The organism is Robertmurraya massiliosenegalensis JC6, assembly GCF_000311725.1.
Lineage (GTDB): Bacteria > Bacillota > Bacilli > Bacillales > Cytobacillaceae > Robertmurraya > Robertmurraya massiliosenegalensis.
In genome coordinates, this window is record NZ_HE978511.1 from 559,192 (window position 1) to 579,650 (window position 20,459).

The 20,459-nt window shown below is 36.8% G+C and carries 23 protein-coding genes; 9 read left to right on the forward strand and 14 right to left on the reverse strand.

Annotated elements, in window-relative coordinates:
- Positions 1–4: 4 nt before the first annotated feature.
- The 3 genes from BMSHG_RS02935 to typA are packed head-to-tail and all read right to left on the reverse strand — an operon-like array spanning position 5 to position 2,487.
- A complete protein-coding gene (locus BMSHG_RS02935; RefSeq protein WP_019152939.1) occupies positions 5–292 on the reverse strand; it encodes a hypothetical protein in 288 nt (95 codons plus the stop codon).
- 11 nt (positions 293–303) lie between these two features.
- Positions 304–627 carry a YlaH-like family protein gene (locus BMSHG_RS02940; protein ID WP_019152940.1) on the reverse strand — a complete coding sequence of 108 codons (324 nt, stop codon included), beginning with the start codon at positions 625–627 and terminating at the stop codon, positions 304–306.
- A gap of 30 nt (positions 628–657) precedes the next feature.
- Positions 658–2,487: a translational GTPase TypA gene (typA, locus tag BMSHG_RS02945; protein ID WP_019152941.1), complete on the reverse strand. Its 1,830-nt coding sequence runs from the start codon at positions 2,485–2,487 to the stop codon at positions 658–660.
- 149 nt (positions 2,488–2,636) lie between these two features.
- Here typA and BMSHG_RS28120 point away from each other — a divergent pair, with 149 nt between their 5' ends.
- Entirely contained in the window at positions 2,637–2,807 is a 171-nt protein-coding gene (locus tag BMSHG_RS28120; RefSeq protein WP_019152942.1) for a DUF5325 family protein, read from the forward strand.
- A gap of 120 nt (positions 2,808–2,927) precedes the next feature.
- Here the strand turns inward: BMSHG_RS28120 and BMSHG_RS02955 are convergent, their stop codons facing one another.
- Both BMSHG_RS02955 and BMSHG_RS02960 read right to left on the reverse strand, forming a co-directional pair.
- Positions 2,928–3,722 (reverse strand): inositol monophosphatase family protein, encoded by a 795-nt coding sequence (locus tag BMSHG_RS02955; RefSeq protein WP_051030893.1) that lies wholly within the window; start codon positions 3,720–3,722, stop codon positions 2,928–2,930.
- A 265-nt stretch (positions 3,723–3,987) separates the two neighbouring features.
- On the reverse strand, positions 3,988–4,182 hold the full coding sequence (locus BMSHG_RS02960; protein ID WP_019152944.1) for a hypothetical protein: 195 nt from the start codon (positions 4,180–4,182) through the stop codon (positions 3,988–3,990).
- Positions 4,183–4,463: 281 nt separating this feature from the next.
- On the opposite strand from BMSHG_RS02960, the gene BMSHG_RS02965 reads away from it, so the two are divergent.
- Complete coding sequence (locus BMSHG_RS02965) at positions 4,464–5,084, forward strand: YktB family protein (RefSeq protein ID WP_019152945.1); 621 nt, start codon at positions 4,464–4,466, stop codon at positions 5,082–5,084.
- A 67-nt stretch (positions 5,085–5,151) separates the two neighbouring features.
- On the opposite strand, the gene BMSHG_RS02970 is transcribed toward BMSHG_RS02965, so the two are convergent.
- Positions 5,152–5,421, reverse strand: coding sequence for a UPF0223 family protein (locus tag BMSHG_RS02970; protein WP_019152946.1), 270 nt, complete (start codon positions 5,419–5,421; stop codon positions 5,152–5,154).
- A 288-nt stretch (positions 5,422–5,709) separates the two neighbouring features.
- On the opposite strand from BMSHG_RS02970, the gene BMSHG_RS02975 reads away from it, so the two are divergent.
- Entirely contained in the window at positions 5,710–7,179 is a 1,470-nt protein-coding gene (locus BMSHG_RS02975; RefSeq protein WP_019152947.1) for an aminotransferase class I/II-fold pyridoxal phosphate-dependent enzyme, read from the forward strand.
- 165 nt (positions 7,180–7,344) lie between these two features.
- Positions 7,345–7,461 carry a GapA-binding peptide SR1P gene (locus tag BMSHG_RS02980; protein WP_019152948.1) on the forward strand — a complete coding sequence of 39 codons (117 nt, stop codon included), beginning with the start codon at positions 7,345–7,347 and terminating at the stop codon, positions 7,459–7,461.
- Between the two features lie 89 nt (positions 7,462–7,550).
- Here BMSHG_RS02980 and BMSHG_RS02985 read toward each other — a convergent pair whose 3' ends face one another.
- Positions 7,551–7,850 (reverse strand): DUF3055 domain-containing protein, encoded by a 300-nt coding sequence (locus BMSHG_RS02985; RefSeq protein ID WP_026073302.1) that lies wholly within the window; start codon positions 7,848–7,850, stop codon positions 7,551–7,553.
- Positions 7,851–8,195: 345 nt separating this feature from the next.
- Here BMSHG_RS02985 and BMSHG_RS02990 point away from each other — a divergent pair, with 345 nt between their 5' ends.
- Positions 8,196–8,630 carry a DUF1885 family protein gene (locus tag BMSHG_RS02990; RefSeq protein WP_019152950.1) on the forward strand — a complete coding sequence of 145 codons (435 nt, stop codon included), beginning with the start codon at positions 8,196–8,198 and terminating at the stop codon, positions 8,628–8,630.
- A gap of 87 nt (positions 8,631–8,717) precedes the next feature.
- Here BMSHG_RS02990 and BMSHG_RS02995 read toward each other — a convergent pair whose 3' ends face one another.
- Positions 8,718–9,533, reverse strand: a complete 816-nt coding sequence (locus BMSHG_RS02995) for a polysaccharide deacetylase family protein (protein WP_019152951.1) — start codon at positions 9,531–9,533, stop codon at positions 8,718–8,720.
- 90 nt (positions 9,534–9,623) lie between these two features.
- Positions 9,624–9,860, reverse strand: coding sequence for a hypothetical protein (locus tag BMSHG_RS03000; RefSeq protein WP_019152952.1), 237 nt, complete (start codon positions 9,858–9,860; stop codon positions 9,624–9,626).
- Between the two features lie 196 nt (positions 9,861–10,056).
- On the opposite strand from BMSHG_RS03000, the gene BMSHG_RS25635 reads away from it, so the two are divergent.
- On the forward strand, positions 10,057–10,428 hold the full coding sequence (locus tag BMSHG_RS25635) for a hypothetical protein (RefSeq protein WP_019152953.1): 372 nt from the start codon (positions 10,057–10,059) through the stop codon (positions 10,426–10,428).
- 512 nt (positions 10,429–10,940) lie between these two features.
- Here BMSHG_RS25635 and lpdA read toward each other — a convergent pair.
- From lpdA to BMSHG_RS03030, 5 genes are all read right to left on the reverse strand, one after another.
- Complete coding sequence (gene lpdA / locus BMSHG_RS03010; protein ID WP_019152954.1) at positions 10,941–12,353, reverse strand: dihydrolipoyl dehydrogenase; 1,413 nt, start codon at positions 12,351–12,353, stop codon at positions 10,941–10,943.
- A 4-nt stretch (positions 12,354–12,357) separates the two neighbouring features.
- Positions 12,358–13,638 carry a dihydrolipoamide acetyltransferase family protein gene (locus BMSHG_RS03015; RefSeq protein ID WP_019152955.1) on the reverse strand — a complete coding sequence of 427 codons (1,281 nt, stop codon included), beginning with the start codon at positions 13,636–13,638 and terminating at the stop codon, positions 12,358–12,360.
- Between the two features lie 112 nt (positions 13,639–13,750).
- Positions 13,751–14,728, reverse strand: coding sequence for an alpha-ketoacid dehydrogenase subunit beta (locus BMSHG_RS03020; protein ID WP_019152956.1), 978 nt, complete (start codon positions 14,726–14,728; stop codon positions 13,751–13,753).
- Positions 14,729–14,731: 3 nt separating this feature from the next.
- Positions 14,732–15,847, reverse strand: a complete 1,116-nt coding sequence (gene pdhA, locus BMSHG_RS03025; RefSeq protein WP_019152957.1) for a pyruvate dehydrogenase (acetyl-transferring) E1 component subunit alpha — start codon at positions 15,845–15,847, stop codon at positions 14,732–14,734.
- A gap of 594 nt (positions 15,848–16,441) precedes the next feature.
- Positions 16,442–17,128, reverse strand: coding sequence for a YkyA family protein (locus BMSHG_RS03030; protein WP_019152958.1), 687 nt, complete (start codon positions 17,126–17,128; stop codon positions 16,442–16,444).
- A gap of 215 nt (positions 17,129–17,343) precedes the next feature.
- Between BMSHG_RS03030 and def the strand changes: the two genes are divergently transcribed.
- The 3 genes from def (at position 17,344) to rnjA (ending at position 20,428) form a co-directional block, all read left to right on the forward strand.
- Positions 17,344–17,898 carry a peptide deformylase gene (def, locus tag BMSHG_RS03035; RefSeq protein WP_019152959.1) on the forward strand — a complete coding sequence of 185 codons (555 nt, stop codon included), beginning with the start codon at positions 17,344–17,346 and terminating at the stop codon, positions 17,896–17,898.
- A 646-nt stretch (positions 17,899–18,544) separates the two neighbouring features.
- Positions 18,545–18,757, forward strand: coding sequence for a DNA-dependent RNA polymerase subunit epsilon (locus tag BMSHG_RS03040; protein ID WP_019152960.1), 213 nt, complete (start codon positions 18,545–18,547; stop codon positions 18,755–18,757).
- A 3-nt stretch (positions 18,758–18,760) separates the two neighbouring features.
- Positions 18,761–20,428 (forward strand): ribonuclease J1, encoded by a 1,668-nt coding sequence (gene rnjA / locus BMSHG_RS03045; RefSeq protein ID WP_019152961.1) that lies wholly within the window; start codon positions 18,761–18,763, stop codon positions 20,426–20,428.
- Positions 20,429–20,459 lie beyond the last annotated feature (31 nt).

Consider the following 20,459-nt stretch of genomic DNA (forward strand, 5'->3'; position numbering starts at 1 on the left):
TTTTTTATAATGGGTAGTTTCGATATTTTTCTGGTTGTTGATTAATGTGATTCAACATCACATCAATCAATTCTCGGGGAAATCTCTGCTTTTTTCTTTCACCCTGCTTGTCAAAGTCTACATAATACATGTCTTCATCCTGGGAAACCTCGATATTAGAAAGATTATGCTTTTCTAATAAAATGTCATAGAACATTTTTTCGGTTTCAATAGCTGCCGTGTCATCTGGACGTGCATCAATTACGACTTTAATCGTTAACCAATTATAGATTGCATCTTGTATAGAATCCATACGCTTCCCCTTTACGCTTCATTTCCATGCTCTCGATGTTTTCTTTCCTGATGTAAGCGGATTTTATATATAATCAAAATTAACGCTGCTACAACAAGACCCTCTGCAATCGGTAAAAAGACTGCAAAGAAAGTTAAGATTGTACATCCAAACACTAAGAAAGCATAAATGATAACATTTTGTAACAAGGGTAGCTTTCTTGCAAATCCTAATTTGAACACAATCACACATAAAACGATGACAGTTATATATAGAAGCCACATTCCTAATTTAGGGTTATCATCGACTTTGAACAATGCAGCGAAAAAAGTCAGGCGTTCAGTAATATCCAACATTCTCCATTACTCCCCTTTAATGTACAACTTTTAAACAGTTTTCTTCTTTTTCGAAACTCTTTCTCTTTCACCTTTATCAAGGATCTTTTTACGAAGTCTGATTGATTCTGGTGTAATTTCACAATACTCATCGTCGTTTAAATACTCTAAAGATTCTTCCAATGTCATAATACGAGGTTTCTTCATGACGTTTGTTTGATCTTTCGTTGCTGAGCGAACATTTGTAGCATGCTTGACTTTTGTAATATTAACGGTAATGTCGTTTTCTCGATTATGCTCCCCAACGATCATTCCTTCATAAATTTCAGTTCCTGCGTCAACGAAGATTACTCCACGATCTTCAACCTGCATAATTCCATACGTTGATGCCTTACCTGTTTCCATTGAAACAAGAACACCTTGACGACGTCCACCAACTTGACCTTGAGCCATTGGTTGATAACTATCAAAGGTATGATTAATGATTCCAAAACCGCGAGTTAGCGTTAAAAATTCAGTTGTATACCCGATTAGTCCACGTGCCGGTACCATGAAAATAAGTCGAACTTGTCCTGAACCATTATTGATCATATCGAGCATTTCCCCTTTACGGGCACCCATTGATTCCATAATAGCTCCTGTGTTCTCTTCAGGTACATCTATTTGCACACGCTCTACTGGCTCACATCGAACACCATCAATTACTTTTACAATAACTTCTGGTTTACTTACCTGTAACTCATAACCTTCACGTCGCATATTTTCAATTAAAATGGATAAATGCAGCTCTCCACGTCCGGAAACAACCCAAGCATCTGGAGATTCTGTATTTTCAACACGTAAACTTACGTCCGTTTGAAGCTGGGCACGCAGACGTTCCTCCACTTTTCTAGCTGTGATGTACTTACCTTCTCTACCAGCAAATGGACTATTATTGACTAAGAATGTCATTTGTAGAGTAGGCTCATCAATTCTTAAAACTGGAAGTGCTTCTTGATGTTCTACCGGACAAACTGTTTCACCTACATTAATATCTTCCATTCCAGAAACCGCTACTAAATCTCCTGCTATAGCTTCCTGTACTTCTTCTCTTTTCAATCCAAAGAATCCAAAGATTTTTGTAACGCGGAATTGTTTAACAGAACCGTCTAGTTTCATTAAAGCTACTTGTTGTCCAACTCTCATTGTACCACGGAAAACACGTCCAATTCCAATTCTTCCAACATAGTCATTATAATCAAGTAGTGCTACTTGGAATTGAAGAGGTTCTTCTCTGTTATCAACTGGAGCAGGTATATGATCAACAACTGTATCGTATAAGACCTGCATGTTTTCATCTTGTTTTTCTGGATCTAAGCTTGCTGTACCATTAATAGCTGAAGCATATACAACAGGGAATTCCAATTGGTCTTCATTTGCGTCCAATTCAATAAATAAATCTAACACTTCATCAATAACTTCTTTTGGTCGAGCAAAATCTCTATCGATTTTGTTAACAACAACGATGGGTGTTAAATTTTGTTCCAACGCTTTTTTTAATACGAAACGTGTTTGTGGCATACAACCTTCATATGCATCCACGACTAATAAAACACCATCGACCATTTTCATGATACGTTCTACTTCTCCACCAAAGTCTGCGTGACCTGGCGTATCTAAAATGTTGATTCTTGTATCTTTATATTGAATCGCAGTATTTTTCGCCAAAATGGTGATTCCACGTTCTCTTTCGATGTCGTTAGAATCCATCGCACGTTCTTCTACATGTTCATTTGTACGAAATGTCCCAGATTGCTTTAATAATTGATCCACTAGGGTCGTTTTCCCATGGTCAACGTGTGCAATGATCGCAATGTTGCGAATATCTTCTCTTATCTTCAAAAATTCCACTCCTACCTTTATTCAATCTTAATTATATACTTATTCTGTAGCCTAACTGAAATATTATAACACAAACAATGTAGAAACCTATACGCTTTTTATGTTAAATTATATGAAGATGAAAAAGAGCATAAACTGGGGGAAGTTAAGTGAGTAAAATCAAGTTGCCATTCTTCATTTTAGCAATCGTTGCTGTTGCATGTATGAGCGGGATAGGTATTGCCATTAGCTATCGGAGCACACTTGGAGCAATTTTATCATTCCTTGCATTCGTAGCTGTTATGGGCTATGGATTTGTTTTGAAAAGAAAATTATTGTAAAAGAAGGCTCTCTTTATACGAAAATAACCACAATCTATACAAAAATAGCGTAAATGAAAAAAAGCTGAGTTGAAAAGAATTTATTTTCCTTGTCAACACAGCTCTTTTTTTGAATTCCTTTTACCATTCTTTATTTAAGTATTCTTTCATAATCTCTTCATGAAGTCCTGGCTTGGAAATAAAAATTGAATTTTCTTCAAGAAGCTGAATCGGCTCCCCTTTAAGTGTGCTTGCCATTCCACCAACTTCTTCAATCAGAACTAATCCTCCGGCAAAGTCCCACGGTGAAAGTCGTAAAGTCATGTATGCATCTAGTCTTCCCGCTGCCACTTGTGCGATTTCTATCGCAGCTGAACCGTATGATCTAGTCCCGCGTGCATCCCTAACTAACGTTCCTAAAATTGACGGGTCAATTCTTCTATTTGGTGTAACCCAAGTTGCATTAATGCCAATGATCGCTTCAGAGACTGTGACCTCACCTAATCGACTTAAACGTACATCATTTACGAATGCACCTTGACCTTTGATTGCATGATATAGCTCATCATGAACAACATCATAAATAAGTCCTATTTTGCCAACACCATCTTCATAAATCCCAATTGAAATAGCAAAATTTCTTTGTTGATGTACAAAGTTCATCGTTCCATCTATTGGGTCAATAATCCATACAACCCCGGATAACTCTTCCAAGTCATCTCCGTTTCCTTCCTCTCCTAAAACCTTATGTTCAGGAAATTTTTCTTTTATTTTAGATATAAAAAAGCGCTCCGTTTCTTTGTCCATATTGGTGACAAGGTCATTTGCATTCGACTTTGTTTCTATATTAAGCGTGGTTTGGAATGATTCCTTAATTCGCTCCCCTGCTTCTTTTATCCAATTTGCCGCATTTTCAAAAATCACGTTATTATTCACCTAAATCGCTTCCCATCTTCGATATTTAGTTCTATTCATTAGCGTACTGGAAATATGTGTACGGTTCAACTAATTTTACTTTTCCCATCGTGTTCAAAATCATCAGGTCTTTTTAGTCGATTTCATAATGTACGAAGGGAAATGTTGAAATTAATTCACTTGTAGTAAAAAAATAAAAACGAACACCTACTAAATTAATAGGAGTTCGCCTTAACTCGAATTCAATTCAATTCTTCTGACCATTTTTGCAGTTCCCCTTGCTACATTATAGAGCCTTTAAACGTAAAAGTTCTGCTCTAATTCTTTCAAGCTTTTGCTTACATTTTTCCTTTTGTGACTCATTGTTTTCAGCCATTGCATCAAACAACGTTAATAATTCATAGTCCATTTCAAGTCTAAGAACTGCTTTTCGTTCTTTTTCTAAATCTCGCTTTTTTAACGTATTCATCAATTGTTTCATCAAACAGACACTCCTTTCAAAGTTTTTTTAGCTAACCACTGATGACGGCAATTCTCGCTTCAAAACTTCATTCGTAGGATAATTCTGACTTTTTATAATATATTATGAGGATTTGATTAGGGATGCAACTAATTTGTGTTATTGCCTAATTTTGACGAAATTCGACTGAAATCCTAATACTCTCCATACTTTTATTCCATTCATTCCATAATAATGCTTGATGTTTTCTGTTTTTTCATGATTATGCTACAATATTTGACAAAGGATAGAGGAGGGAAAACATGAAATATACTGGTTTTACCAATACTGATTTTGAAGTGTTTAAAATAGATGGATTTGAAGAAAGAATGGATGCTCTAAAAGAAAATATTAGACCTAAGCTCGAAGCACTTGGTCATCATTTTACTCCAACACTTTCTAGCTTAACCGGTACAGAAATGTATGCCCATGTTGCTAAACATGCAAGGAGAACAGTCAACCCACCGAAGGATACATGGGTGGCATTTGCCAGCAACTCACGGGGATACAAGATGTTACCACATTTTCAAATTGGATTATGGGAAACACATGTTTTTGTTTGGTTTGCGGTTATTTATGAAGCTCCTAATAAAGCTGAATTCGGTAAAACATTAGAGAAAAAAATAAATACCATCTACAAAGATACCCCAAAAGAATTTGTTTGGTCTGGTGATCACACAAAACCTGATGTTCTATTACATAAGGATTTAAAAAAAGAAGATTTAAACGCATTGTTTGAACGATTACAAACCGTTAAGAAAGCAGAAATTCTTTGCGGTTATCAATTTCCTAAAGAAGAAGTTGTTGAGATGTCTGCTGAAGATTTTATTGAGAAAGTGGATCAAGTGTTTAATCAATTATTACCCCTATATAAAATGGCTTAAACGTAAGCGATTGCCCAATTTACATTGACTTGCAAAAAGGTGACCCAAAAATATTGGGACACCTTTTTTACATTTTTATTAACTGACCTGATTCACTTTCCTTTGCTTTCTTAATCGTACGATACGATGAGTAACCACTTATTTCTTCGAATTCACCACAAATCTTTTTTTCCTCTGCCTTACTTGGAACAATCTCCTTGAATCTTCGATAAGATGCCATTAGTACATCCCGTTCGATTCCTCTTTCATAAGCTGCTTCGATTTGTTCAAAAAACTTAATCACATCTACGATCTCTTCCGTTGACCAATGATAATCAATAGGATATTGATATTCCATTTTTTCATCCGCTCACTTTCCTTAACTAAATGTGATTTTATCGTCTCTTTTTTCTAAAATCAAATCTTATCCCCCTATGAGAACTCTTGTTACGTAAAAAGTTGTCCAATTAACCGTTATTTTCTTTTTTAACGGTTATTTTCAGGTTTCCATCGAAAACTAATGACAAAGCGCTAAATATTCTTTTCAGTGTTATCGATTAATGCTATAATTCATTTGTTTTCCTTAAAAGATAAGGATTTTAACATTGAAAATCATTACATTCTAATAAAGAGGTGTGGAAATACTTTGTCACAAAATGAAACACCGTTATTTAACGGTTTACTTGAACATGCAAAAAAAAATCCAGTCCAGTTCCATATTCCCGGTCACAAAAAAGGTGTTGGCATGGATGCGGATTTTCGAGAATTTATCGGGGACAATGCGCTCTCAATCGATTTAATTAATATTGGCCCACTTGATGATTTACATGCACCAAAAGGGATCATTAAACAAGCGCAAGATTTGGCTGCAGAAGCTTTCGGAGCCGATTATACCTTTTTCTCTGTACAAGGTACAAGCGGTGCCATCATGACAATGGTTATGACCGTTTGTGGGCCTGGCGATAAAATCATCGTTCCACGTAATGTACATAAATCGGTTATGTCTGCAATCGTCTTTTCTGGTGCGATTCCGATCTTTATCCACCCAGATGTTGATGTTGAGCTAGGGATTTCTCACGGGATTACAACTGATTCTGTCGAAAGAGCGTTAGAGCAACATCCTGATGCAAAAGGCGTACTTGTTATCAATCCGACCTATTTCGGTATTTCTGCAGATTTAAAGCAGATTGTAGAAATTGCCCACTCTTACAATATACCTGTCCTAGTCGATGAAGCACATGGTGTGCATATCCACTTTCATGAGAAGCTTCCTTTGTCTGCCATGCAGGCTGGCGCAGATATGGCTGCAACAAGTGTTCACAAATTAGGGGGATCGATGACCCAAAGCTCTATTTTAAACGTTAGAGATGGGCTAGTTTCACCAAAAAGAGTACAGACGATTTTAAGTATGCTAACCACAACCTCAACATCTTATTTGTTGCTTGCATCCTTAGATGTTGCTCGTAAACAATTAGCTGTTAAAGGACATGAATTAATCGAACAAACGATTAATTTAGCTCAATATATGCGCCAGGGAATCAACCAAATCGAGCATCTACACTGTATCGGCGAAGAAATTCTTGGCTCAAAAGCAACCTTTGACTATGACCCGACTAAATTAATCATCTCAGTGAAAGAGCTTGGGATTACAGGCTATGAGGTCGAGAAATGGCTTCGCGGAATGTATAATATCGAAGTGGAATTATCTGACCTGTATAACATACTTTGTATTGTCACCCCAGGAGATACGAAAAGAGAAGCAGATATATTATTAGAAGCTCTTACAGAACTTTCAAAAAATCGCATGATGAAACTGGATCAGCCAGAAAAGAAAGTTCTCTTGCCGGATATCCCTTTACTTGCATTAACACCTCGAGATGCTTTTTATGCTGAAACAGAGCTCGTTCCTTTTGATGAATCAGAAGGTCGAATTATTGCAGAATTTATTATGGTCTACCCACCTGGTATCCCTATCTTTATTCCTGGAGAAATTATCACGAAAGACAATCTTCTTTACATTAAAAAAAATATTGAAGCTGGCCTACCTGTCCAAGGTCCAGAAAATTTTGACGCAAGAATGCTCAGAGTGATAAAAGAACATCGAGCTATACAATAAAAATCGGCGAATGGCCGATTTTTTATTTTTCATCATTTTTATTTAATGTGTTATACAATTTACTCTTGAATTATTAATAATGTTATATTATTATTTATTTAAGAGCTATTAAACGCTTTCATATTTTTAAATTGACTATAATATTAATAAAAAGGAGACTGGAGAATGGGTACAATCGTTTGCCAAACATGTGAATCAACTGTTGATCATTTCGAGGATGAAAAGGTGACTGTTCTGTACGCCAAGTGTAACTGCTGTGAATCTTCAGACGAAAAAAAATAATTTTCTACTCTCTTTTTATGATGGAGCATGCCAATAAATACGCGTATGCTCTTTTTTTGCGTAAAAAAAAGACCTAATTAGGTCTCCTATTATTCGTACTGGGGTTCAAATGGCATATGCGGTATTGCTGTTCTGAAAAATTCAATTAAATCAATTGCTTGCTGTTCATCCTGAATACGAAATGATTGTTGAATGTAATCAATATCGTTGAGGTCTTTAGTATCAAGGAGTGTTGAGCGGCCAGTTTGCATACAAACAACCAAAGGCTTTCCAAAAAACTGGTTCGTGTAGACAATTCCAAAATCATAACGTGTTGACTCTGTTGTAAAGCCAACAAAACGAACTTTCGCCTTTTCATGCTCATCATATAGTTTGTCGAATAATTCCATCATGTTCATCAACCTCCTTTTGTTTCAATATTTTTAATTTTATTATAGTTGAAGAAAATATAGAAAACTACGACTTTGCCAAACTGTCATAATATCGTCAACAATCGTCTTTAAGGAGAACTATAGAGTGCCGACCAAAGATATTTCAGAAAATAACGTTGGTTTCCGCTCCATCGGATGTGCTCCTTCATATTGCGATCATAGCCCGTAATATCGAAGCGTTTATGTCCATCCCCTGAGGCTAAATCTTTTTTCCCCTCTCTGTTGTCACGTATCTGTTAACTTTGCTAGAATAGAAGAGGAAGATGGTGAACTTTATCTTTGGGAAAATTAGGGGGATGGAACATGTCTAGTCATGCATACATAAGACTCGTGCCTGTATCAGAGAAGGAAAGCGTTACCACCGATGAAGTAATCGAACTATTAAATTATTATAAACATATTACGGATAAAACAGGGGCACAACTCAAATGGGAATACGAAGAAGCAGCATTCCCATATAAGATTTTGGAAAAACCTGAAGGGAAAGGAAAATGGTTTTATCTTAAGTCTGAAGAGCCGAATTATAATATTATATTATTAGGAGTCGACCGAAAGACCATTGTGCAAGAAGACGGAACAGAATATGAACAAACATATATTCAAATGACCCTACCTGAAACCTCAACTTTCGGAGATAAAGGAAAAGCAAATGAGTTTTGTAAATTTCTAGCGAAGAAGCTTAAAGGGGAATTACAGTTGTTTAATGGTCGGGTTATGTACTTTTATCCAAGAAAATAAGAAGCCATGTCAAAAGGGTCGCTATTAAACGACTTTTTGACATCAGCTTCTTGGCAAAGGGACCATTAGCTGTCCTTTTGCCTTTTTTTATTCTGGCATCTTTAGAAGGTTTGGGTCAACAATTTCATATCCTTTTTCTTGTAGTCCTTTTACGATACCTTCAAGAGCTTCACTAGTCCAAGCTCGGTCATGCATGAGAAGGTTTGCACCATGATTTAAATATGGACTATTGAGCATAATTTGCGTTAATGCCTCTTTGTTTTGATACTCTTTTTCCCAATCATATCCGTAAGTCCAGTTCATGATCAACATGTTCTCTTCTGCAGCTATCTTCCTAGATTCATCTGTGTTTACTCCAAATGGGGCTCGGAAAAACCTTGGCCTCTCCCCTGTAATTTCCTCGACTCGATCATTGACAGACACAATCTCTTTCAACTGTTCTTTCTTCTCTAACGTAGTTAAATTCTGATGAGAGAAGGTGTGATTCCCAATTGGAAAGCCTAAATCATATATTTCTTTTAGAACGGCTGCCTCATCCTCTGTGTCAATAAAATGACCATTTACAAAAAAGATTGCCTTTACTCCTAAAGCCTTTAGTGTATGAGCCATTTCTAATCCGTGTTTGTCCGGTGCATCATCAATTGTTAGTAAGACAATTTTTTCATTAGCCTCTTCTATTGGTTCAACAGCCCACGTTTTTTCATTGATTTTATACATTGCTTCCTTCTTCTCTACCACCGCATCTTCCATCTCAGTGTCGCTTTCACTTAAAGTCGGATTTTCTTCTTCTTTCTCTTCGATTATTATCCCTTCATCTGGCTCATGCGCTTGAAGATCAGTTTCTACCAATGAGTTATTTGTTTCCCCATTACGACAGCCGACGACAATAAACATGAGCGCCATAATGGTTAACCATCTCTTCAATGTTGTCACCTCTATTACGTACTGTGCTACCTTGCTATTTATTATTGTACCCAATCATTTTCATCCATGCTAGAAGAGATTCAAGAGAATTTGAATCACACTATAGACAATTAAACTAATAAAGGTAATCCATACTGTTTTTTTGGCTGATTTCAAAATCAAATTACCCGTCACCATTGCTAAGTAAACAAATATTAAGAACATCGCAACATTATAAATGAGTTGATCGTGCTTAGATAGCCACTCTAATAGAGTATAAATACTCCAAATCATGAGTTGAATCAATATAACAACGTAATTTATCATTTTGTATCACCTATCTAAAATATACGATCGTTTATGTCATTCTATGTTCCATGTTTGAGGTACAAATGCTATTTTTCAATTATGTATCATTTAGATGACATCCCAATTTTATGTTACTCTCTATGTTAATATATGGGTAATCAAGAGCGATAACGTAAAAATACTTCATTTTTAATTTGAATGCGAGGCTGTTTCTATGAAAATGATGCCTATATTAATCGTATTACTGATGATCATTTCCGGATGCCAAAATCAGAACGATCGTTTTGAAATCGATAGTGAGATAAAACAAATTATTTTCTTCTCAGATGAAAAAGAGCATGCAAATTTGCATATAGAAGCTCCCTATTATGATGCAATTATTGAATTGAGACAACAATTCCCTGATGAGTTCAAAGAAATGAAAACTCTTGCTCCTACAAAAGAAAAAGATATCTTTGAAAGATTTGCAATAAATGAATGTCCAGCCATTCTTATTGTACATAATGATGAAATTTTAGCTATGGTGTCGGGAGAGAGCTCCAAAGAAGATATTCTTCAACCAATCGAAGAGGCTTTAACAAACTAAAAGTGGCTGGGTCAAAAAGTCGGTGGTAACGACTTTTTGATTCTAGTTTCGAGTGTATAAATCCCCTCGCAGTTGGCGGATCGCTATGAAAAAATAACAGGAAATATTCCGCTTAATGAGCAACCAGCATGAAAAAGAGCCGAAATAACAGGAAATATTCCTGCTATTCCCTGAAAAAATGTTAAAATAAACGTTTTTGCCTTCCATAAGCGGAAAATCTTCCGTTATTTCCCCTTAAAGGGGCTCCATTGGAGAGATAACAGGAAAAATTCCGCTTAAGGGTGAGAGATGGTTGGAGTAAAATAGAGACTTCTAGTAGAAATTTAGAGAAAGCAGAAATCGATGATTGGATTCTTGAAGGCTAATTTGCGTTTCACTCGATTTTTTTGTACGAGGAAAATGAAGGCCTTGCGTTAAGACAAAAATAGAGAAAGGTGAATCCTGAGTGCCCTCAGGATTCACCTTTCTCATGATTTGAAGCTAGTTATGTCCTAGCCTCTTTTAAATGATTCTTATTTAATGATATGGATCGGGCTACCAATTGCAACTTCTGCAGCTTCCATTGTAATTTCACCTAATGTTGGATGCGCATGAATTGTCATCGCTAAATCTTCAGCAGTCATTCCTGCTTCAATCGCTAAACCTAGCTCTGCAATCATATCAGAAGCACTCGGTCCAGCAATTTGAGCTCCAATAACAAGCCCATCCTCTTTACGAGTGACAAGTTTTAAGAAACCTTCAGCACTATCTAACGCAAGTGCACGACCATTCGCAGCAAATGGGAACTTAGAACCAACTACTTCAATTCCTTCGTCTTTTGCTTGTTTTTCTGTATAACCAACAGACGCAAGCTCAGGATCAGAGAATACGACAGCTGGGATTCCAAGATAATCGATTTGTGCATTATGACCAGCAATTACTTCTGCTGCAATTTTACCCTCATAAGAAGCTTTATGCGCCAATTGAGGTCCAGCAACAATATCACCAATCGCAAAGATGTTAGGGATATTTGTACGGCACTGTGCATCGATATTGATGACTCCACGATCACTCATGTCAACGCCAACTTGATCAAGACCCATTTCATCTGTATTCGGATGACGACCAACTGTTACAAGTACATAATCTGCTTCAACCGTTTTCTCTTCGCCTTTTGCTTCATACGTAACAACTACGCCATTATCGTTTTCAACAACACCTTTTGCAAGTGCATTTGTAACGATATCCGCACCTTTTTTCTTCAAGTTGCGAGCAACAATGGAAGACATTTGCTTTTCGAAAGCACCAGCAAATAGCTCATCGCTTCCTTCAAGAATCGTAACTTCAGTTCCAAAGTTAGCATAAGCAGTACCAAGCTCAACTCCGATAACTCCACCACCAATAATGACGAGCTTCTTAGGAATTTCAGGTAAGTTTAGGGCACCTGTTGAGTTGATAACACGATTTGAATACTTAAAAGTAGGAAGCTCAATTGGGCGAGATCCAGTTGCGATAATCGCATTTTTAAATGTATATGTTTGCGCAGAGTTTTCATCCATCACACGAATGGTGTTAGCATCAACGAAATAGCCTTCTCCACGAACGATTTCGACTTTATTTCCTTTTAATAAGCCTTCAACACCAGAAGTAAGCTTATTAACAACACTAGCTTTCCAATCTTGAACTTTTGAAAAGTCAACCTTCACATTTTCAGCTGTAATTCCCATTGATTCAGAATGTAATGCTGTTTCATAACGATGGCCTGCAGCGATTAACGCTTTAGATGGGATACACCCAACATTAAGACAAACGCCACCAAGATTTGATTTTTCAACAATTGTTACTTTTTGTCCTAGTTGAGCAGCACGAATTGCTGCTACATAACCACCAGGACCTGCACCAAGGACAAGAGTATCTGTTTCGATAGGAAAATCTCCAACTACCATTTTATTACGCCTCCATTAACATTAATTCTGGATCATTTAATAAGCGTTTAATGTGATTTAGTGCATTTTGAGCTGTTGCACCGTCAATCATACGATGGTCAAAGCTTAATGATAGAGCAAGCACTGGTGCTGCTACAATTTCACCATCTTTAATGACTGGCTTCTCGGCAATACGACCGATACCTAGAATGGCAACTTCTGGGTGATTGATAACTGGTGTGAACCATTGTCCCCCAGCAGAACCGATATTAGAAATCGTGCATGAAGCACCTTTCATTTCATCTGGAGCAAGTTTACCGTCACGAGCTTTTGCTCCAAGCTCATTAATCTCTGCAGAAATATTGAAAATTGACTTACGATCAGCATCTTTCACAACTGGTACAAGTAAACCTTTTTCAGTATCAGCAGCAATTCCAATATTGTAATAATGCTTATGAATAATTTCATTTGTTGCATCATCTAATGAAGTATTTAAAGCTGGGTATTCACGTAAAGCACTTGTTAAGGCTTTAACTACATAAGGAAGGAAAGTAAGCTTAATTCCCTTGCCAGCAGCAACTTCTTTATATTTCTTACGGTTTGCCACAAGATTCGTTACATCTACTTCATCCATTAATGTAACATGTGGAGCAGTATGCTTAGAATTTACCATTGCCTTCGCAATCGCCTTGCGGATACCACTCATTTTTTCACGAGTTTCAGGATATTGACCAGCAGGGATTGGCGTTGGTTTTGTAGCTTCCTCTTTTGCAACTGGAGCTTCTTCAGCAGTTGTTGCAGCAGCAGTAGGCGCACCACCGTTTAAGAATGACTCGATATCATCCTTAAGAACACGACCATTATCACCTGAACCAGTGACTTGACGAATGTCTACACCTTTATCACGAGCATATTTACGCACTGAAGGCATAGCAATAATGCGACGATTCGGATCTGCTTGCTCTGTATTTGCTGGAACTGCTTCAGGAGTTGCATCAGCTTGTGCAGCTGGAGCCTCCTTAGGAGCCTCTTCACTTTCATCACCTTTAAATTTAAGGTCTTCATATCCAGGGGCATCAAATGTGATTAACACCTGACCTACAGTTGCTACAGTTCCTTCTTCAACAAGAACTTCCTCAACAGTACCTTCTACTGGAGATGGGATTTCAACAACTGCTTTATCATTTTGTACTTCACAAAGGACGTCATCTTCTTGAACTTTATCGCCCGCTTTTACGAACCATTTTACAATTTCACCTTCATGGATACCTTCACCAATATCAGGCAGTTTAAATTGGAATGACATGGATTCATCCTCCTAATTATTCTAGTTAGTGTGCCGTTCGATCGAATTTAAGGGTAATGGAAAAACCCATCTCCCTTAAAAACGATTATTCAATCAACGATTTCGCGAGTTTTTAGAAATTAAGTACTTTTTTGCTTGTTTCAATAATATCTTTAACATTAGGAAGCCATACTGATTCTGCTTGTGGGAAAGCAAATACTGTATCAGGTGCTGCCACACGTAAAACAGGGGCTTCTAGGCTAAGGATGGCACGGTCATTAATTTCTGCAACGACTTGTGCTGCAATACCAGCTTGTTTTTGTGCTTCTTGAACGACAATCGCACGACCAGTTTTTTCAACAGATGCAATAATTGTCTCAATATCAAGTGGAGCTACTGTACGTAAATCTACAACCTCAACAGAATGTCCTTCTTTTTCAAGTTCTTCTGCTGCTTTAATTGACTCATGTACCATAGCACCGTAAGTAATAATAGAAAGGTCTGTACCTTCACGTTTTACTTCAGCTTTCCCAAGTGGAATTGTGTATTCCCCTTCAGGTACCTCTTGTCTGAATGAACGGTACAATTTCATATGCTCTAAGTAAATAACTGGATCATTATCACGAATAGCTGAGATTAATAAACCTTTTGCATCATAAGGAGTAGAAGGGATAACGACTTTTAATCCTGGTTGTTGTGCCATTAAGCCTTCTAAGCTATCAGCATGCATTTCAGGTGTGTGTACTCCACCACCAAATGGTGAACGAATGGTTACTGGTGAATTATAGCGACCACCAGAACGATAACGCATACGTGCTAATTGACCAGAGATAGAATCCATTACTTCATATACAAATCCAAAGAATTGGATTTCTGGAACAGGACGGAAGCCTTGTAAACTTAGACCAACTGCTAAACCACCAATACCTGACTCTGCTAATGGTGTATCAAACACACGATCTTCCCCAAATTCTGCTTGGAGTCCTTCAGTTGCACGGAAAACCCCACCGTTTACGCCTACGTCTTCTCCGAAAACTAATACGTTCGGATCATTCTTTAATTCAGTGCGTAACGCATCCGTGATTGCTTGAATCATTGTCATTTGCGCCATGGCTTACTTCGACTCCTTCTCTTTATATAGTTCATATTGCTCCTCTAGGTTTTGCGGAAGCTCTTCATACATAATGGAGATCAAATCCGTTACCTTTTGTTTTGGAGTATTATCTGCTTCTTTAATGGCTACTTTAATATCTTCTTTTGCTTGTTCAATTGTTTCATTTTCCATCTCTTCATTCCAAATACCCTTTTTCTCTAAGTATTTACGGAAACGAACAAGTGGATCTTTCTTTTCCCATTCGCTATCTAAATCAGAAGTACGATAACGAGTTGGGTCATCCCCAGCCATTGTATGAGGACCATAACGGTAAGTTAATGTTTCAATTAGAGTTGGACCTTCACCGTTGATTGCACGTTCACGAGCTTCTCTAACAGCACTATATACAGCAAGTGGATCCATACCATCAACGACGATTCCTGGGATACCAGCTGCAACTGCCTTTTGTGCTAATGTTTTAGCAGCAGTTTGCTTTTCGCGTGGTGTTGAAATCGCAAATTGATTGTTTTGAATTATAAAGATAGCAGGAGATTTATAAGCACCTGCAAAGTTGATTCCTTCATAGAAGTCACCTTGAGAGGTACCGCCATCACCTGTATACGTAATTGCAACTGACTTTTGTCCGCGTTTTTGCATTCCAAGAGCAACACCAGCAGTTTGAACATATTGAGCACCGATGATGATCTGTGGAGAAATAACATTTACACCTTCAGGAATATCTCCACCTTTGAAATGTCCTCTTGACCATAAGAAGGCTTGTGATAAAGGTAAGCCATGCCAAATTAATTGCGGAACGTCACGATATCCTGGAAGAATAAAGTCTTCCTTTTCTAACGCAAATTGTGACGCAAGCTGTGAAGCCTCTTGTCCAGCTGTTGGAGCATAGAAACCAAGACGACCTTGACGATTTAATGAAATCGAACGTTGGTCAAGAATTCTTGTATAAACCATACGTTTCATTAGTTCTTGTAGTTGTTCGTCACTTAAGTTTGGTACAGCCGCTTCGTTTACGACTTCTCCCTCTTCATTAAGTATTTGAAATGTTTGAAACTGTTCTTCTACCTTTTCAAGCTGCTTCTTTGCATCAAAACTAGCCTTATTTGTTTTAGAAGCCATTAAAAGTCACCCTTTCATACAAAATATATTAAAGTGCAAATATTTTTGGTCCCCATTTTTGCTTAATCTTTTAAAGCTATGTATGGGAAGAAAACAATATTATGGTACCCAAACCCATCTCATCTTAGAAATAACACATCTTTTCTTTTCTGAGACCGATAAAGCGCTTTAAACGCACATTACAAATAGTTTTCCACAATGTGGTTGAAATAAAACGCCCTCTTTTACACTTAGTGATAGTAAAAGCTGTACTATAATTTTAGAGAGATATATTGATACAACTCTAAACTTCGTTTTAAGTTTACACCAATCAAAATAGCTACGTCAATCACTAAGCTTCAAGTTTTTTAATCTAATCATGTTAATAATGTAGTTAATATTTTATAAACTGTTTCATTTTCATTTGATTTCTGTATTATAAAAAACAAGACAATCGCTCCACTGTTATAATAAAGAAAGTTATATAATAATAATTATAATTAATACTACTTACTTCAAAAAGGAAAGCGCTTTTAATGGAGAGCGCTTAAATCAACCTTTCTGAGGGTTTTTGTCCACTTTCCGCTACACAAAGTAAAAGGAATTGACCTATTGTCAATCCCCTTCCTCTGCTTGTTCTTCACTTATTTCAATACCTGCTGCTGTATAAAATTGAAGTTTTATCTCATTATATTGCTCAGTAAACTCATTGAATTGTTCATTTGACTCGAGAACGATTTTATACGTATCGTTAATTTTTGTAATTTGCTCTTCTAATTGATCAATGGATAATTCCTCTTGTTGGAACATTTGATAAAGTTCTTTATCGTATTCAATCCCATTTATATAATTTTCATAAAGGGTATCGTGAGTGGCAAATCGTTTTTGCATGATTTCATATAGCTCTTTTGCCTTTGTTTTTATTTCTTCATCTTCTAACTCTTCCATTAAAGGAACAAGCTTTTCAAACTCCTGTTTCGATGCTTGGATACTTGCTTCTTCTTTATCCATATGTTCCTTTCTCTTGTCGACAATCGTTAAAGCTTCTTCAGAAAGTGTAACAATTTGATCGAATTCCTTCATCCCTAATTCGATGATCTTGCTATAAATTTCCTTTTCTTCTCTCTCTAGTTCTACTAAAGGCTCCTGTTGTTGTTCAAAGTCTTGCTCTAAGTCCACAACATTCTCAAGCACAGTGTACATTTCATCCGTTGTAGAAGTCCGATTCAGGCACCCGGATAGAACCAGCATCCCTAATAGAATAAATACAACAGTCGTTTTCTTCCATTTCAAAATCGACACTTGGTTACCCCCTTCATATAACAATTATTACTATATCTATTGTTTTCATTTATTACAATAGCAGTAGAAAAAATCAGTGACGATCAATCCTATTAATTATTTCTATTCAAATCTATCATTCATTATGTCTCTTTCTAGTGATTTTTTGAAACTGTACGGTTATTTCAAATTCTGTTAAAATAATTGCACGAGAGAATTACTTAGGAGTGAACTACATGCTTACGATGGAAGACATTATTAGAGACGGTCATCCTACTTTGCGTTCCGTTGCCAAAGAGGTACCACTTCCAGCATCAGAGGAGGATAAAGAAACATTAAGAGCTTTGCTAGAATATGTGATCGCAAGTCAAAATCCTGAAATTGCAAAAGAAAATAATCTTCGTCCAGGAATTGGCCTTGCCGCTCCGCAAATTAATATTTCCAAAAGAATGCTTGCCATCCATTTAACGGATGAAAAAGGAACCCTTCATAGTTATGCCCTTTTCAATCCAAAAATCATGAGCCATTCTGTTGAAAAAGCTTATCTAACCAGTGGTGAGGGCTGTCTTTCTGTCGACGAATCGATCCCAGGATATGTTCCAAGATATGCTCGGGTTACTGTAAAAGCCACCACTTTAGAAGGTGAAGAGATAAAGCTCAGATTAAAGGGATTACCATCAATTTGTATCCAGCACGAAATTGATCACCTAAACGGGATCATGTTTTATGACCACATAAATAAAAAGGATCCATTCGAACCAATAGAAAATGCCACCCCAATTGAAAGATAAGAAATAGGTAAACAACAACGCAAGGATTGAGTTACAATCCGTTGCGTTTTTATTTTGACTCAGATAAGCAAATACCATGTTTATCCATGAGAAAAAAACCTAAAATTCCATATAATAAAAATAAGAAATAGATTACAGGAGAGAATTATCTTTACTTTGGACAAGGATCGTATAATATAGGAAGTAAGGAGATGATCCACAATGTTAAAGAAGCTAAAGAAAAAGCTTGTTGAACAGTGGAAAGATATGCTTCGAAAAAAATCCATAGCGTAAATTATGAGCCCTTCATACTTGCGAAGGGCTCCTTCTTTATAGTAAATTTAGGAGCAATACTCTTCGTTAAATGATCAAACATAGAGCAAGAAAAAAGAAAATACATGAAATTGTTCCTTTTTTTATATATAATAGAAAAAGTTACTATCGGGTCTATTCGGAAGATGATGATCTTCCCCTCTTGTTTTAACTAAAAAATTACATGAATCAATTTCTACATGTTCAGGTTAAAAAAACGTATTCCAGATAATCTATACATATTAGATACGTATCAACAGCATTAAGAGAATGACGTTTTTTATATTATTCCAACCTTTCGTTTGAAATTGAATCACATATTATTACATTTTTATAAAAAAAGGAGAGACATGGTATGATTTTCAAAGTTTATTTTCAAGATTTAAAAACAGAAGCACCTGTTCGGGAGAAAACAAAAACGATTTTTGTAGAAGCTGAGTCAGTTCGAGAAGTACGTACAAAATTGGCAGAGCGTCCATATAATATCGAGTTTATTACTCCTGTCGATGGAGCATTCTTAGAGTATGAACAGAAAAATGAAAACTATAAAGTATTGGAGATTGGATAATTTATGAAATTTGTTAAAAATGATCAAACCGCCGTTTTTGCTTTAGGCGGCTTGGGAGAGATAGGTAAAAACACGTACGGTGTACAATTCCAAGATGAAATTATTTTAATTGATGCCGGAATCAAGTTCCCTGAAGATGAACTACTTGGAATTGACTATGTGATACCTGATTATACTTACTTAGTTAAAAATGTTGATAAAATAAAAGGACTTTTTGTTACGCACGGTCACGAGGATCATATCGGTGGGATTCCTTACTTACTTAGAGAAATCAATATACCAATCTATGGTGGTAAACTCGCTTTAGGTCTTATTCGAAACAAATTAGAAGAACATGGTCTATTAAGAACGGCTAAGCTACATGAAATTCAAGAAGATGACATCATCAAATTTAGAAAAACGTCGGTTACCTTTTTCAGAACCACACACAGTATTCCGGATTCGTACGGCATTGTCGTTAAGACTCCTCCTGGGCAAATTGTTCATACTGGTGATTTCAAATTTGACTTTACTCCTGTAGGTGAGCCGGCAAACTTAACGAAGATGGCTGAAATCGGAAAAGAAGGCGTACTATGCTTACTATCCGATAGTACAAACAGTGAAGTGCCTGATTTCACCATGTCAGAGCGAAGAGTCGGGGATAATATCCATGATATTTTTAGGAAAGTCGACGGTCGAGTTATCTTTGCTACTTTCGCATCAAATATTCACCGTTTGCAACAAGTAACGGAAGCTGCCGTAGCTAACGGGAGAAAAATTGCTGTATTCGGAAGAAGTATGGAAGCAGCTATTAATATTGGACAAGAACTTGGCTACATCCGAGCACCAAAGGATACTTTTATCGATGCTCAGTCTATTAATCGACTTCCAGCGAATCAAGTAACGATTTTATGTACGGGTAGCCAAGGGGAACCAATGGCGGCTTTATCACGTATTGCCAATGGTACACATCGACAAATTCAAATCATTCCTGGTGATACGGTCGTATTCTCTTCTTCCCCTATTCCAGGTAACGCACTTAGCGTTAGTCGTACCATTAATATGTTATTCCGAGCTGGAGCTGAAGTCATCCACGGAAAACTAAGTGATATCCATACTTCTGGTCATGGCGGACAAGAAGAACAAAAGCTTATGCTTCGTCTCATTAAGCCAAAATTCTTTATGCCTATCCACGGTGAATATCGCATGCAAAGAATGCACATGAAACTGGCCAATGACTGTGGAGTCAGTGAAGAAAATTGCTTTATTATGGACAATGGTGAAGTTCTTGCTTTAAGTGAGGATTCTGCACAAGTAGCAGGAAAAATCCCTTCAGGTAATATTTATATTGATGGTAGTGGCATTGGTGATATTGGGAATATTGTTCTTCGTGATCGACGTATTCTTTCAGAAGAAGGATTAGTAGTTGTTGTCATCAGTATCAATATGAAGGATTTCAAAATCGCCGCTGGACCAGATATCATCTCTCGTGGATTTGTTTATATGAGAGAATCTGGGGATTTAATTAATGATGCTCAAAGCCTCATTTCCAAACACTTGAATAAAGTAATGGAAAGAAGAACGACTCAATGGTCTGAAATCAAAAATGAAATCACGGATACATTAGCTCCATTCTTATACGAGAAAACAAAACGTCGTCCAATGATTTTGCCAATCATTATGGAAGTGTAATAAACAACAAAAAACAAGCATGGTATGATCA